Source organism: Devosia subaequoris (genome assembly GCF_014197055.1).
Lineage (GTDB): Bacteria > Pseudomonadota > Alphaproteobacteria > Rhizobiales > Devosiaceae > Devosia > Devosia subaequoris.
On the sequence record NZ_JACIEW010000003.1, the window covers coordinates 132,314 to 145,454 of the forward strand.

A 13,141-nucleotide genomic window follows, 5' to 3' on the forward strand; every position below is an offset into this window, starting at 1 on the left:
AGAATCGACCGCCGTGCGCCCTCAAGCGGCCCGTCAGGTCCGTCCTTTTTGCACTGTCATGGGCGCTTGTCCAGTGCAGGTGCCGTGACAGCGCACAACTGCGACACTATACCCAAGCCAGCCCGTAAATCCGGCGCTTTATCGCATGCGAGACCGTAAAGAATGTCCATAGACCTGGCTCTCTACCAGCCCGACATCGCCGCCAATACCGGCACTTTGCTCAGGCTTGGCGCCTGTCTGGGGATAAAGGTCCACATCATCCATCCCGCCGGTTTCGCCCTCACCGATCGCAACCTGACCCGCGCCGGAATGGACTATCTCGACAAGGCCGTCCTGTTCGAACACGACAGCTTCGCCGCCTTCCAGGACTGGCGACTTGAACAGCGCCGCCGCCTTGTCCTGCTCACCACCAAAGCCAGCCATTCAGCCTATGACGCGAGCTACCTGCCCGGCGACATCCTTCTCCTCGGCCGCGAAAGCGCGGGCGTCCCCAACAGTGTTGCCGAAGCTGCTGACCTGGGCGTTCGCATTCCCATGCACCCCAACTTGCGCTCGATCAATGTGGCCATCGCCGGCGCCATGATATTGGGCGAAGCATTGCGACAAACCGGCACCCTGCCCGCCGTGACGCCCTTTACAGAACCGAGCTGAAGGTCCATTCCCCCGCCATGACTGCGCCAGCCCCCACTCTGCCCGCCGATATCGCAACCAAGAAAACCGCTGCCACCGGCTGGTTCCGGACGCTGCGCGACCGCATCTGCGCGGAACTCGAAGCCATCGAGACTGAAGTCACCGGCCCAAATGCCGATATGACGCCTGGCCAATTTGAGCGTACGCCTTGGGATCGGGCTGCCGGTGGTGGCGGTGAGATGTCGATGCTGCATGGCCGGGTCTTTGAAAAGGCGGGCGTGCATATCTCGACTGTACACGGCAATTTCTCCGAGGATTTCGCCAAACAGATGCCGGGCACCGAGGCTGGCACGGCCTTTTGGAGCTCGGGAATTTCGCTCATCATCCACCCCTGGAACCCCCACGTTCCCGCAGTGCATATGAACACCCGCATGATTGTCACCGGCAAGCAATGGTGGGGCGGCGGCGCTGACCTCACGCCGGTGCTCGATAATCGCCGCACCCAGACCGATCCCGATACGGTCGACTTTCACGCGGCCATGCAGGCCGCATGTGAGGGCCGACCCGGCGTCGACTACGAACGGTTCAAGGCCTGGTGCGACGACTACTTCTTCCTGCCGCACCGCAATGAGCACCGCGGCATTGGCGGCATCTTCTACGATCACTTCAATTCCGGCGACTGGGCCGCCGACTTCGATTTCACCCAGGCTGTGGGCGAGGCCTTCCTCGACATTTACCCCAGGCTGGTCCGCCGCAATTTCGAAAAGCCCTGGACCGAAGCCGAGCGCGACGAACAACTCGTCCGCCGCGGCCGCTATGTCGAGTTTAACCTGCTCTATGACAGGGGTACCACTTTCGGCCTCAAAACCGGCGGCAACGTCAATTCGATCCTCTCCTCCATGCCGCCCGCGGTGAAGTGGCCCTGACCAATGTGGGGAACCTTTTCGACTTCGCCGCGTTTCATCAGACCCGCCAAAGGGAGTGACACTAGGAGGTTCAGCGATGAAACGCTTTGATTCCGGCACACTCATTCCAGGATCAACCTGGCGCGCCGAGGCCGAATCCGAGGCTGAAGTTGTGCGACGTGCGGTCGAAAACATGCGAAATCTCAACGGCGAAACCGAAGTGCGGCCCGAAATGGTTGAGCGCATTAAGGAACGCATAGTTGATGTCGACGACATGGGTCGCCAGACCCGGCACTAATCAATAGAGCCCCGGGACACCGGGGCTTTTTAATGGACCCGCTGTAGGGTTAGTGAAAAATCCGCTCCAGCAGCGCGTCCTTACTCAGACAGAACCCGCTTTCCACCCAGGCGCGCTCCATGATCGCTAGCGCCGCGCCCATGTCTGGTCCCGGCTTCATACCGCGCGCCGCCAAATCCGCGCCACCAACTGGCAAGGGGGCCACGGGCAGCCGTCCCATGTCGCGAGCCAGTTCCGCCAATTGCTCGGGTGGCCAGTTCTCCTCGGCCGCCGCAACTGCCAGCCCCTCAACTGCGTCTTCACCGAAACGATAGGCCGCCCAGCCGGTATCGCCACGCCGCAGCATCGCGGCGGCCTCCTCGATATGGTGGGCTTGCGCAATCAGCGCCTTGCTCAGCCGCCAATCCGCCTGCCGCTGCGCCAGATCATCGCGTCCCAGCATGGCCAACCGCGCGGCCGCATTCTGCCCACCCAGCGCCTCATAACGCTGCAGCGCTGCCACTGAGCCCGCCGCCAGACGCACTAGACCCAGCCGATCCATCAACGCCAGCGTCGTCGCAACGCGCGGCAGGGCAAGCATGCGCAGCATTTCAGCCCCCACGCGCTCGCGCGAAATATGCTCCAGCTCTTCAGCGGCCTCCTTGCAAGCTGCAAGGCCGTCAACGTCGAACTGTTCGCCCCCATGGCTGGCCGAGAACCGGAAGAACCGATAGACGCGCAGCCCGTCTTCGGCGATCCGTTGCGCAGCATCCCCGATAAAGCGCACCCGCCCATTGATGAGGTCCCCCGCCCCACCAAGCGGATCGAACAATCGTCCATCGGCAAAGCAATAAAGCGCGTTGAGCGTAAAATCGCGCCGCTCGGCATCGGCCACCCAGTCTGTGCCAAAGGCAACCTCTGCGTGCCGGCCATTGGTGACCACGTCCTGGCGCAGCGTGGTCACTTCCACGGTCGTCTCATCCAGCCGCAGAGTCACCGTGCCATGCTCGATCCCGGTCGGATAGGCAGTGATACCTGACGCTTTGGCCCGCTGCATCACCGCGACGGGCAGCAGTTCGGTCGCCATGTCGATATCGGCGTGTTCGCGCATGCGCCCAATCAGGCTGTCGCGCACCACCCCGCCCACGGCCCTTGTCTTGCCCGTCGCGCCATCGAGCGCCGCCAGAATTGTCTGCACCTGCGGCCGTTCAAGCCACTCCGCGCCCTCGAGCCGATCCGGTATCATGCAGCTACCTCGCCGACCACCAAATCACGGAACTGCCGGGTCAGATTGGCGGTAATGCCCCAGATGACATGCCCGTCATGGTCGATCTGCCAGGTCGAATGCTCTTTGCCGCCACGGCTGATGCTGAACCGCCCATAGCTCTGGGCGTCCAGAATGCGCTCCAGCGGCACCTCGAAAACCGAATGCACCTCGCCCGGATTGGGCACGAATGGCCCGGTCGGATCGACTTCGGCCACCACCGGCGTAATCAGGTAATTGGTGCCGGTGTAATACGTCGGCATATAGCCCAGAATGGTCGCATCCTCGACCGTCATGTTCACTTCTTCATTGGCCTCGCGCAGGGCCGCCGCCGCAGGGCCATCGTCCGAACCATCGATCTTGCCGCCAGGAAATGCCACTTGACCCGAATGCGCCCGCAGATCGGGGGAGCGCTCGGTATAGAGCACTGTATGCCCTTCCGGCCGGCGCACCAGCGCGATCAGCACCGCTGCCGGTACGGGTCCGCGCTCAAATGGTTTGAGAGGTTGCCAGTCTGGCACCAGCGTCCGCGCCGGCGGCAATTCTGGCGGGTCAGCCAGCAGCCTGGGCGATAGTAGCCGGACAATATCGGAACTTGGAGCCAAAGCGCACCCGGAGTGATTTCATAGCAACGAGAGGAATGTAGTCATCCCGTCCCCATCCTGCACCCCCTTTTGACCTCACGCCTCCGGATCGAAGGCCGCAATTTCGCCCTTGAGCGACTTGGCCAGGCTCTTATCCTCGGCCAGCAGCAAGACGCGGGTCGGGTCGACCGGACCAGGAAACTGGATATTGCCCGGCGTGGTGATGTCCCAGCCCAGCGGGCAATAATAGTCCTGGTCGCCGACCAGCAGCACGAATTGCCCCTCGCCGCGCGCCAAGGCCAGCTTGGCCACTTCCCGCGCCAACAACTTGCCAGCGCCCCGCTTTCTGAAATTAGGGTGGGTCGCCAGCGGTCCCAGCAGATAGCCCTTGAGCCCGTCCACACTGATCGGGGTCATCCAGACTGATCCGCAGGCGGTGCCATCCACCTCGGCGATCAGGCTCAGGCTCGGGTCGATGGGAAATTGCTCTCGCACCCGGAAGGCCGTACGCGCAAACCGGCCCGGACCAAAGGCGATGGCCTGCAGGTCATCGACGAATACATCATCGGCACTGGTAGCGGCTCGAACGATCAACTGGCCGGCGGCAGGGGAAGAGGCGGCCTTGGCCGCTGCGAGCGTGGTCATGGGTCTGATCCAGGAAAAGAAGTGCATAAAACGTGCGGATCGGCCACCGGCCCTCCGCTCTAAACGACCAACTAGGGTCGTCGGTTCATCTGCAAAACCTTCATCATCCTGAACGCCTCCACGTCTGGAACCGGATTAGCACCCACATGGTTGCTCGTAAATGGGAATTTTCGGCCTGCAATTTCCAAATTCCCTGGTGTCCGCCGCAACCGTTTCGCGATTGCGCAACAGTGTGTTGCCGCATGGGCCCTTTTTGTCTGCGGCTTCACCACATAGCTAAGTCTAGAGAACAGATCCGATAGGCGAGGGATCCAACCCGTAAATGCCGACAGCAAAATGACCGAAAGGCAGATTTAATGGGACAGTTGATCGATGGAGAATGGTCGACCCAGTGGTACGACACGAAGAAAACCGGCGGCAAATTTGTTCGCTCTCAAGCCGGTTTTCGCAACTGGATCACCCCGGACGGCAGCCCTGGTCCGTCGGGCGAAGGCGGGTTCGCGGCCGAAGCTGACCGCTACCACCTCTATGTTTCCCTCGCCTGCCCCTGGGCGCACCGTACCCTTATCTTCCGCAGGCTCAAGGAGCTCGAAAACCTGATTTCAGTCTCGGTCGTTGCCCACAAGATGCCCGATGAAACCGGCTGGAATTTCGACAAGAGTGAAGGCTCGACCGGCGATGCCCTATTCGGCAAGGACAAGCTCTGGCAGGTCTATACCACAGCCGTGCCCGATTATACCGGCCGCGTCACCGTGCCAGTGCTCTGGGACAAGAAGACCGGCACTATCGTCTCCAACGAAAGCTCGGAAATCATCCGCATGTTCAATTCGGCCTTCAACGAATTGACCGGCAATACCGACGACTACTATCCCGAGGCCCTGCGCCCGCGCATCGATGAGATCAATGACCGCGTCTATCACGACATCAACAACGGGGTTTACAAGTCCGGCTTTGCCACGACACAGGACGCCTATGAGGAAGCGGTCACCAAGCTCTTCGACGCGCTCGACTGGGCCGAGGGCCTGTTGGGCGAAACCGCCTATCTCACCGGCGACACCATCACCGAGGCCGACTGGCGGCTGTTTACAACTCTGGTGCGCTTCGACGCCGTCTATGTCGGTCACTTTAAGTGCAATCGCAAGCGCATCGCAGATTACCCAAACCTCAGCCATTATTTGAAGGCGCTCTACGAGGTTCCCGGCGTCAGAGAAACGGTCGATCTCGACCACATCCGCACGCACTACTATTGGAGCCACACCACCATCAATCCGCACCGCATCGTGCCCATCGGCCCCGAACTGCCGTTTCTGGATTGACTGGCCCTGGGGTGAGCCACCAGCATCGCAACAAACCCATTGCATTCCTCCCCCTATTTCAGGGGGAGGTTAGGTGGGGGTCATTCAAACAGAAGCTCAATACCCCCAGATGGACCGCTTCTCCACGCCATCGAAATATTCATCGATCCGCTGGCTGGTCGCGGGGGTCACTTTTTCAGGCAGACTGTGCCGGTCGAACCAGCCCACCTCTGCGATCTCGTAGTCTGGCTTGCGCTTGAATTCGAACTTGAAATTCTTGGCCACGTAAAGCGCCACATGGTCTCGGTTCGTCACCGGGCTGGTATTGTGATAGATTCCGAACAGTTCCATGGGTCCGGTCACCCGATAGCCGGTCTCCTCCAGCGTCTCGCGCGCCCCGGCTTCCTCGAAGGTTTCGCCCGGCCCAACCCCACCACCGGGAAACTGCCAACCCGGCACATAGGTATGGCGGATCAGCAATACCTTGTCGCCATCCACCACCATCACCCGGGACCCCACCGTCATCCGGTGCCAGAACCCTTTGAGGGTCAAAAAGGCACTCGCGCGCACGCTTTGGAAGCGATTCATCATGCTTTTGGCTCCATCTCTGCCCCTTGGCTATCAGAGCTTGGCCCGCGACAAAATCGTGCGTTGTGTCGATTGAACGTTTTCTTGCCCCATCCGTTCTGGCACAACCCACCGCGATGATCACCCTTGCTCACATATCCGACATCCACCTGTCCCCCCTGCCCGAGGTGGGTTTTCGCGATCTCCTAGGCAAGCGGTTGACCGGCTTTCTCAATTGGAAGCTCAAGCGCCACGGCGAGATGAACACCGAGACCCTCTCTCGCCTCGTCGCCCATATGCAGGACCAGAAAGCCGATTTTACCGCTGTCACTGGCGACCTCACCAATCTGGCACTCGACAGCGAGGTCGAACGCGCCGGCCGCTGGCTGCGCGAACTGGGCGGCGCCGACAAGACCGTGGTTTGCCCCGGCAACCACGACGCCTATGTCCCCGGAGCCCTGGAATATGCCCAGGATGAGTGGGGCGACTACCTCAAGGGCGAAACCGTAGAGGGCCAGGCTTTTCCCTTTGTGCGCCGCGTAGGGGAAGTGGCCATCATTTCATGCTCCAGCGCCGTGCCCACCGCGCCATTCTTTGCTATTGGCCGCTTTGAGGAGAAACAGGCCGCCCGCCTCAAGCGCATTCTCAAGCTCTTGGGCGATGCCGGCTATTTTCGTGTCGTGCTGATCCATCATCCGCCCAATGCCGAACTGCAGCACCCCGCCTTCGGCCTCAAGGGCCACCGCACGTTCCGCCGCGTCATCACTGAGGAAGGCGCCGAACTGGTCCTGCACGGCCACACCCACCGCTCCTCGATCCACCACATTCCCGGCAAGAACCACGAAGTGCCGGTAATCGGTGTTGCCGCCGCCAGTGCTGCCCAGGGCGGCACGCTGGACGACCCGGCCCGCTACAATCTCTTCCGTATCGAGAAATCCGGCGACGAATGGCGCTGCACCATGCGCGAATACGGCTTCCAGCGCTTGGGCGCCGACATCGTCATGCGCATGCAGATGCGGATCTACTAGCCGGGCCACCAAAGGCAAAATCACCCCGGTGGGGAGATTTTAGGCCAGGAGGCCATGAGAGCTAAGCTCGAATGGCTATGCCGTGAAGCCGCCACGCATTCCCGTCGCCCCCTCCCCCCGCGCGTCTCGTCCCGCTATAGTCCGTGGCAACGGGAGGCCGACCGCATGACGACCGCAAAACCCATCACGATCGACGCCTATCACGCCGCCCAGGCCGAAACCGACCGCGCCATTTGCAATACGCTGCGCGCCATCATCGACCGACACCTGCCCGACGCTGAAAGCAAAATCTGGCACGCTCATCCGGTCTGGTTCCTCCTCGGCAATCCCGTTGTCGGCTATTCCAAGCTCAAATCCTCCGTCCGCCTGATGTTCTGGAGCGGCCAGTCCTTCAAGACACCAGGTCTCACCCCTGAAGGCAGCTTCAAGGCCGCCGAGGTCCGCTACACCGCGCCCGAGCAGATCAATTCCAATGCACTCGGAAGCTGGCTCGAAGAAGCCCGCATCATCCAGTGGGACTACAAGAACATCGTCAGGCGCAAGGGCCGGCTCGAACCGCTGTTCTAGCCATGCGCCGCCGACCCGTCCGGCGGCCTGCTCTCCGCGAGCGGCTTTAGCCGACTAGCTCGGCACATGCCCCCGAACCGCATGAACGCGGCCCTGCACCACCCATTCTCCGGAACCGCGAGAAGCGCGGACAGTGTTGCGGACGTGCTGCAGCTGTTCAGCGCTCAGCTTGGGAAGCACCTGCTCTATGCCGGGAGCGGATGTGGCGGTCGACCAATATGCGTCAAAGGAAGGGAACGCCCGGCTCGCCGTGATTTCTCGTGTTTCCACATCAACAAGACCGGCATCTGTCCACAAGCGATTGAGCGCATCCAGCCGCGCCACCTCCGGATGTGGTGGCAGCAGGGCCTCGACCCCAGCCTCGCTCAGTGCAGCATGCACATCCTCATAGGGAAAGCCGCCCCCTTCAAGATCCCACGCATAGGCAGCAACGACGCCCCCGCTGCGCACGACCCGCCGCATTTCAGCGGTGCCGCGCGCAGGCTCCGGAACAAAGAAGATCACCAGCGCCATTATGGCGGCGTCAAAGGCACCATCGGAATAAGGTAGCTCCAGCGCGGAGCCCAGGGTGAAGCTGGCAACACCTGCCTGATGGCGCTTCCGGGCATAGGCCAACTGGGCTTCGGATGGATCAATCGCTTCAACCAGTGCCGGCTGTGCCTTCTCGACAATCAGTTCCGTCGAAGCACCGTTTCCGCAGCCAATATCGGCCCATTTTGCGCCTGCTGGCACGTCCAGCCAGTCGAGAAACGGGGCGCCCACCAAAGCGCTCCATACGCCCATCATGGACTCATAAGTCTCGCCGTCTTGAAACTGGATCGCCTCAGCCATCTCGTCCTCCTCAGGGTCGGGCAACAAGCGTTCACTAGGGGTGCTAGAATGGAGCCGCAACGGCGCGCAAGGCTGGCATGGAAGCCATGTGCCACACTCGAGCGGCTATCGCATCCGCAGCAGGTCACCGGACAAGAATAGACCTGCTTGAACCCTATAGCCAGAGACACGTTGACAGCGCATACGCGCACCTGTGGCGAGCAGCACCGGAATGACGAGTTTACTCCTGCGGGTCCGTCGCGATCATGCTGGCCACTGCCCGATCCGTTTCGCGCTCGCTCTCGGCCAACCCCGCCGCCACCCCTCGGCGGTTCTGCTCGGGCTGGTTCTGGCTCATCTTGCTTTTGCCCTCGATGCGGGTAATCGAGAGGCGAAGTCCCACAATGCCCTTGAGCTGGCTTTCGATGTAGTTGTCGGGCGCGTCAGTGATCGCCCACGGCTTCGCGCGAGCCTGCTCGTAAAGATCGGTGAGGCGGCTGACCGCCTGGTGCAATCGGTCGCGATCCTCGAAGAATTCGACCTCGCCATAGGCGTGGACGGCCGAGTAATTCCACGTCGGCACGACCTTTCCGTGGTCCTGCTTGGTCGCGTACCAGCTTGGGGTGATATAGGCATCGGGCCCCGAGAAGATCACCATCGCCTCGCCCATTGCGGGCGTCTTCCATTGCGGGTTGGCCTTGGCAAGGTGCCCCAGCAGCACACCGTTCTCTCCCTGCTGCTCGTCTAGGATTAGCGGCAAGGGCGTGGCCATCAACCCCTCGGCCGTGGCAGTCACGAGGGTCGCGAGGCGTGCTTCGCGGATGATCTGACGAAGGACGAATGGATCGTCCTCGCGGAAAGCTGGAGGTGTGTACATGCCACACTAATAACAAACCGCGGCCTGCCGCACCAATTCACATGCGTGATGGCAGATATCAGAGGCGGGAATTCCATGCGTGAACTACGCTTCCAGCGGACTGGAAGGTTGTGGAATCGAAACCCCAAGTTCTTCCGGCACAAGAGCATCTGGATAATGCTTGGCGGCGTCGCGGAATACAGCGACCTGCTCAGGGTTGAGGATGTTACCTCGACGCCGCGATTGCGGAATTCCTCGACCACATCGCTAGCCAGGGTCTGGGAACAGGGCGCGTTGCAAACGCTAGCCCCATGGTCGATTTTGTGCCCTGATTGGCTCATGGTCGGAACACGTCTCACCAGCTATCGCAGCAAGCGCAACTTCGAGCGCACCACCGAACCGTTCGGGACCGATGGTGAAGACGGGTTTCGCTTTGTCGTCCACAAGCATCACGCCACGGCGGACCATTACGATCTTCGTCTCGAACTTGGAGGCGTACTCAAGAGCTGGGCCATTCCAAAGGGTCCTTCGCTCAATCCGGCCGACAAGCGTCTGGCTGTCGCAACCGAAGATCACCCGGTCGACTATATTGATTTTGAAGGCGTCATTCCGGTGGGCGAATATGGCGGCGGCCCGATGATCGTCTGGGACACGGGCACCTGGGCGCCAATGGGCGACCCCGAAGCCGATATCGCCAAGGGTGCCTTCAAGTTTCGCCTGGCGGGCGAAAAGCTCAGTGGCGGCTGGATGCTGACCCGGCTCAAGAACCGCCCGGAGGACAAGGGCAAGTCAAACTGGCTGCTGTTCAAGGAACACGACCAGGCCATGAATACACATAGCGATGTCCTTGAAACCCACCCCGAAAGCGTCAAGACCGGCCGTCGCATCGAACAATTGCTTGAGACGTCTGCCCCGTCCGCAAGAAAGCGCCGCCGCCCATCGCTGAGACCGGAGAAGCTCGAAGGGGCGGTCGCGGCGCCCCTACCCGACAAGACCCCGATCCAACTTGCCACTGCGGCAGCGGCACCGCCATCGGATAGCCGAACGATCAGTTGGCTGCACGAGATCAAGTTCGACGGCTATCGCACGCTGGCGCGCCTGGAGGGCAAGGCAGTTCGCCTTGTCACTCGCGGCGGTCTGGACTGGACGCGCCGGTACGGGGACCTGCCGGAGGTGTTTACCACCCTTCCCTGCAAGCAGACGGTGCTTGATGGCGAGATCGTTGTGCTCGACGAGCAGGGCGTCAGCAACTTCGGCCGCTTGCAGGAGGCACTTTCGGGCAGCCAGCCGCGCAATCTGCTGTTTTTCGCCTTTGACCTCTTGTATCTGGATGGCTGGGACCTGCGCGGTGTCGCTGTCAGGGACCGAAAAGCGCTGCTCAAGAATCTGCTCATCGATGCACCCCCGGCCATCCAGTTCAGCGATCATGTCGAAGGGCTCGGAGAAGCCCTCTTCGCGCAAGCTATCGACAAGGGCCTTGAGGGCATCGTTTCCAAGCGTGCCGACAGCATCTATAGCGGGAAGCGCTCCAGCACATGGCTCAAGATCAAGGCGCCGAAAACAGGTGACTTTGTCATCGCCGGCTATACCGCCTCCCCGAGCGCGGGCGGGATCGGGGCAATCGCTGTCGCCGAGTGGGCGGAGAACGATCTGGTCTATCGCGGCAAGGTGGGCACCGGTTTTGATGCCACCGGCATGGCAAGCCTGCTTGCGCGCCTGCAATCGCTCGAAACTGATGATCGGCTGGACGGCGCCCCAAAGGAAGTCATCACCGTCAAACCACTACTGACGGCGCGCATCCAATATGCCGAGATCACCAGCGAGGGTTTGCTGCGGCATGCCGTGTTTCGGGGGCTGCGCGAGGCGAGCCTTACGGCCCGCGGGTTGGCGCCGCGCAAGCGTTTGGTGACCGACGCGGATCTGGCCGGCATCTGGGTCACCAATCCCACCCGACGCCTCTTTGGCAGGAACGGCCCGACTAAGCTCGACATCGCCGTCTACTACGCCAGCGTCGGTGATTTCATGCTGCCGCATTTATTCGGCCGTCCGGTGTCGCTGTTCCGCTGCCCCACCGGCAAGTCGGCGGATTGCTTTTTCCAGCGTCATCCCTTCACCGGCATGCCCGAAGGCATCGCCAAGGTGGAAAGCGCCAATGGAGAAGGGGAAAAGCAGACATTCATTGCTGTCACCAACACCAAGGGATATCTTGCGCTGGCGCAATTCGGAGCGGTCGAATATCACGCCTGGGGCACCCATCTCGATCATATCGACAAGCCAGACCGGATCATCTTCGACCTCGACCCCGGCGAAGGCGTTGCCTGGCGCGACGTGGTCAATGCCGCCGTGCATCTGCGCGGGGAACTTCAAGCTCTGGGGCTGGCTCCGTTCGTCAAGACATCGGGCGGCAAGGGCGTCCACATCGTGGTGCCCACGACACCCAAGCTGACCTGGAAGGCAGCGCATGCGGCGAGCGCCAGCATTGCCGCAAAACTGGCCGCCACCGGTCCTGATACTTTCGTCACCGTGATGGGCGCGGCAAACCGCAAGCGTCGGATTTTCATCGACTATCACCGCAACGCCCGCAGCGCGACAGCGGTGGCGGCCTACTCGCTGCGCGCGCGAACGCACCTGCCGGCATCAACGCCAATAGAGTGGAACGACCTTGAGTCAATCGACTCGCCAGAAGACCTCAATTACTCTACTCTTCCCAGATTACTGACGATGTCCGGCGACCCTTGGGCTGACATTAATACGTTCTCGCAAGACCTGCCGGCATAGTATTGGCTATTGTGTTTGAGTAGGAGGCCGCCATGGCTCCACGAGCCAGTTGGAAGGGACATTTGAGGCTGAGCCTTGTGTCCTGTGCAGTCAAGATGTACCCGGCGACCAGTTCGTCCGATCGCATCAGCTTCAACCAGTTGCACAAGGACACGCACAACCGGATCAACATGAAGCCGGTCGATCCCGAGTTGGGTCTGGTGGAGCGCAGCGACCTGATCAAGGGCTATGAATACGAGCCCAAGCAATATGTGATCATCGACGAAGCCGACCTCGAAGCCGTCCGCATCGAATCCAATCACACAATCAGCATCGAAGCCTTCGTCGACGAAGATGAAATCGACGTGCTCTATCAGGACGCGCCGTATTATCTTGCCCCCGATGGGGCCATGGCCGAAGAAACCTTCATCGTGCTGCGCGAAGCCCTGCGCCGCAGCGGAAAAGTGGCCATTGGACGCCTTGTGCTTTCAAGCCGCGAACGGATCGTGACCATCGGCGCGCGCGAAAACGGCATGTTCATCACCACGCTGCGCAACCCCAGTGAGGTTCGCGCCACGACCGAGTATTTCGGCAACATCCCCGAGGGGAACCCCGATGCGGAGATGCTGGAACTGGCCGAAAAGCTGATCGAACAGAAGGTCACCCAATTCGATCCCAAGGCCTATGAAGACCGCTACGAGGTCGCCCTGATGGCGATGATCAAGGAAAAGCTCAAGGGCCACAAGCCGATCGTGGCGGCCGCCCCCGAACGCGGCAACGTCATCAACCTCATGGACGCCCTCAAAGCCAGCCTGGGCGAAGCCAAGCCGGCCGCCAAGAGCCGGGCCAAGGCGCCCGCTGCCACCAAGGAGTCGGCCACCAAGGCCTCGCTCAAGGCTGCGCTCGAAGCCAGCAAAGCGACCAAGCCCAAGGCGGCGCCCCGAAAGAAGGCCTGA

At 61.3% G+C, this 13,141-nt stretch carries 14 protein-coding genes; 8 read left to right on the forward strand and 6 right to left on the reverse strand.

The window, feature by feature from the left end:
* Window positions 1-168 precede the first annotated feature (168 nt).
* From GGR20_RS07440 to GGR20_RS07450, 3 genes are all read left to right on the forward strand, one after another.
* Window positions 169-651, forward strand: coding sequence for a TrmH family RNA methyltransferase (locus GGR20_RS07440; RefSeq protein ID WP_183310853.1), 483 nt, complete (start codon window positions 169-171; stop codon window positions 649-651).
* 17 nt (window positions 652-668) lie between these two features.
* A complete protein-coding gene (gene hemF / locus GGR20_RS07445) occupies window positions 669-1,556 on the forward strand; it encodes an oxygen-dependent coproporphyrinogen oxidase (protein ID WP_183310623.1) in 888 nt (295 codons plus the stop codon).
* A gap of 76 nt (window positions 1,557-1,632) precedes the next feature.
* Window positions 1,633-1,833 (forward strand): DUF1059 domain-containing protein, encoded by a 201-nt coding sequence (locus tag GGR20_RS07450; RefSeq protein ID WP_183310624.1) that lies wholly within the window; start codon window positions 1,633-1,635, stop codon window positions 1,831-1,833.
* Window positions 1,834-1,882: 49 nt separating this feature from the next.
* Here GGR20_RS07450 and GGR20_RS07455 read toward each other — a convergent pair whose 3' ends face one another.
* The 3 genes from GGR20_RS07455 to GGR20_RS07465 form a co-directional block, all read right to left on the reverse strand.
* A complete protein-coding gene (locus GGR20_RS07455) occupies window positions 1,883-3,058 on the reverse strand; it encodes a CCA tRNA nucleotidyltransferase (RefSeq protein ID WP_183310625.1) in 1,176 nt (391 codons plus the stop codon).
* The gene (locus tag GGR20_RS07460) at window positions 3,055-3,681 is read right to left on the reverse strand and encodes a CoA pyrophosphatase (RefSeq protein ID WP_183310626.1); all 627 of its coding nucleotides are present in this window, start codon (window positions 3,679-3,681) and stop codon (window positions 3,055-3,057) included. Before GGR20_RS07460 ends, GGR20_RS07455 begins: the two co-directional genes overlap by 4 nt.
* 75 nt (window positions 3,682-3,756) lie before the next feature.
* Window positions 3,757-4,305, reverse strand: a complete 549-nt coding sequence (locus GGR20_RS07465; RefSeq protein ID WP_183310627.1) for a GNAT family N-acetyltransferase — start codon at window positions 4,303-4,305, stop codon at window positions 3,757-3,759.
* Between the two features lie 356 nt (window positions 4,306-4,661).
* Between GGR20_RS07465 and GGR20_RS07470 the strand changes: the two genes are divergently transcribed.
* Window positions 4,662-5,621: a glutathione S-transferase family protein gene (locus GGR20_RS07470; protein WP_183310628.1), complete on the forward strand. Its 960-nt coding sequence runs from the start codon at window positions 4,662-4,664 to the stop codon at window positions 5,619-5,621.
* A 96-nt stretch (window positions 5,622-5,717) separates the two neighbouring features.
* On the opposite strand, the gene GGR20_RS07475 is transcribed toward GGR20_RS07470, so the two are convergent.
* Window positions 5,718-6,191, reverse strand: coding sequence for an NUDIX domain-containing protein (locus tag GGR20_RS07475; protein WP_246349486.1), 474 nt, complete (start codon window positions 6,189-6,191; stop codon window positions 5,718-5,720).
* Window positions 6,192-6,253: 62 nt separating this feature from the next.
* On the opposite strand from GGR20_RS07475, the gene GGR20_RS07480 reads away from it, so the two are divergent.
* Both GGR20_RS07480 and GGR20_RS07485 read left to right on the forward strand, forming a co-directional pair.
* Window positions 6,254-7,195 (forward strand): metallophosphoesterase, encoded by a 942-nt coding sequence (locus GGR20_RS07480; RefSeq protein WP_183310629.1) that lies wholly within the window; start codon window positions 6,254-6,256, stop codon window positions 7,193-7,195.
* A 165-nt stretch (window positions 7,196-7,360) separates the two neighbouring features.
* Entirely contained in the window at window positions 7,361-7,762 is a 402-nt protein-coding gene (locus GGR20_RS07485; protein ID WP_183310630.1) for a DUF1801 domain-containing protein, read from the forward strand.
* Between the two features lie 54 nt (window positions 7,763-7,816).
* On the opposite strand, the gene GGR20_RS07490 is transcribed toward GGR20_RS07485, so the two are convergent.
* Window positions 7,817-8,593 (reverse strand): class I SAM-dependent methyltransferase, encoded by a 777-nt coding sequence (locus tag GGR20_RS07490; RefSeq protein WP_183310631.1) that lies wholly within the window; start codon window positions 8,591-8,593, stop codon window positions 7,817-7,819.
* 220 nt (window positions 8,594-8,813) lie between these two features.
* Window positions 8,814-9,449 carry an FMN-binding negative transcriptional regulator gene (locus tag GGR20_RS07495; protein WP_183310632.1) on the reverse strand — a complete coding sequence of 212 codons (636 nt, stop codon included), beginning with the start codon at window positions 9,447-9,449 and terminating at the stop codon, window positions 8,814-8,816.
* A 318-nt stretch (window positions 9,450-9,767) separates the two neighbouring features.
* Here GGR20_RS07495 and ligD point away from each other — a divergent pair, with 318 nt between their 5' ends.
* Entirely contained in the window at window positions 9,768-12,206 is a 2,439-nt protein-coding gene (gene ligD / locus GGR20_RS07500) for a DNA ligase D (RefSeq protein WP_183310633.1), read from the forward strand.
* Window positions 12,207-12,238: 32 nt separating this feature from the next.
* The gene (ku, locus tag GGR20_RS07505; RefSeq protein WP_183310634.1) at window positions 12,239-13,141 is read left to right on the forward strand and encodes a non-homologous end joining protein Ku; all 903 of its coding nucleotides are present in this window, start codon (window positions 12,239-12,241) and stop codon (window positions 13,139-13,141) included.

Bases quoted from the DNA above. Each gene is read 5' to 3' on its own strand.
- GGR20_RS07495 (WP_183310632.1), bottom strand. From the start codon at position 9,449: ATGTACACACCTCCAGCTTTCCGCGAGGACGATCCATTCGTCCTTCGT.
- GGR20_RS07485 (WP_183310630.1), top strand. From the start codon at position 7,361: ATGACGACCGCAAAACCCATCACGATCGACGCCTATCACGCCGCCCAG.
- GGR20_RS07450 (WP_183310624.1), top strand. From the start codon at position 1,633: ATGAAACGCTTTGATTCCGGCACACTCATTCCAGGATCAACCTGGCGC.
- GGR20_RS07490 (WP_183310631.1), bottom strand. From the start codon at position 8,593: ATGGCTGAGGCGATCCAGTTTCAAGACGGCGAGACTTATGAGTCCATG.
- GGR20_RS07475 (WP_246349486.1), bottom strand. From the start codon at position 6,191: ATGATGAATCGCTTCCAAAGCGTGCGCGCGAGTGCCTTTTTGACCCTC.
- GGR20_RS07465 (WP_183310627.1), bottom strand. From the start codon at position 4,305: ATGACCACGCTCGCAGCGGCCAAGGCCGCCTCTTCCCCTGCCGCCGGC.
- hemF (WP_183310623.1), top strand. From the start codon at position 669: ATGACTGCGCCAGCCCCCACTCTGCCCGCCGATATCGCAACCAAGAAA.
- GGR20_RS07470 (WP_183310628.1), top strand. From the start codon at position 4,662: ATGGGACAGTTGATCGATGGAGAATGGTCGACCCAGTGGTACGACACG.
- GGR20_RS07455 (WP_183310625.1), bottom strand. From the start codon at position 3,058: ATGATACCGGATCGGCTCGAGGGCGCGGAGTGGCTTGAACGGCCGCAG.
- ku (WP_183310634.1), top strand. From the start codon at position 12,239: ATGGCTCCACGAGCCAGTTGGAAGGGACATTTGAGGCTGAGCCTTGTG.
- ligD (WP_183310633.1), top strand. From the start codon at position 9,768: ATGGTCGGAACACGTCTCACCAGCTATCGCAGCAAGCGCAACTTCGAG.